General features: G+C 42.4%; 1 protein-coding gene. It reads left to right on the forward strand.

All coding sequences use genetic code 11. The annotated features are described in order from the left end of the window. Positions 1-620, forward strand: a 620-nt coding sequence (locus AACW06_RS19895) for a hypothetical protein (RefSeq protein WP_192076377.1), incomplete at both ends; no start/stop codon positions are given.

The raw sequence follows: 620 nt of genomic DNA on the forward strand, positions 1-620 counted from the left end.
CCCGTTACGATAGATAGTGATTATACGTGGCTTCAATATGCCCAAGTTACTGCATTAAGTAATGGTGATATTGTTGTGGGTTATCGTGATGGTAACGCGGCTGACCATGTTCTCAAAATATATTCTTCAACTGGAGTGTTGACTAATACTATAGATTTTGGTGGCCCAGGTATAAGCGGAAATACTCTATCTATACTTGAAAATAGCGATGGTGGTATTACTGCGGCTTATGAAGAAGGAGGTGAAATATATCTTCAAGCATGGGATCAAAACTATAATCAGCTTATAGCACCAGTGCAGCTGTCTGCATTGAGTGAAGCAACTAACATGCACCCAGAAATTATTGAACTTTCATCTGGGGGATATTATGTGGTGTGGCAACACACTAACCCTGATGGGACAATTGATTTATGGGGACAGGCAATCAGCTCTACGGGGGCTTTGATAGGAGAGGCTTATCACATTGGTTCAAATGTAACGGATGATTCCGTCACGAATACAAGACCATCCATCACTGAGTTAAACAGCGGGGAAATTCTTGTTAGTTGGACTGGAGATAGTTCCGATGGAAGTGGGTCTGGGATTGTTCAGCAAATAGTGGGGACAGGCCTGCAAATTTC

The organism is Vibrio sp. S12_S33 (assembly GCF_963889785.1).
In the GTDB taxonomy this organism is placed as follows: Bacteria; Pseudomonadota; Gammaproteobacteria; order Enterobacterales; family Vibrionaceae; genus Vibrio; species Vibrio aestuarianus.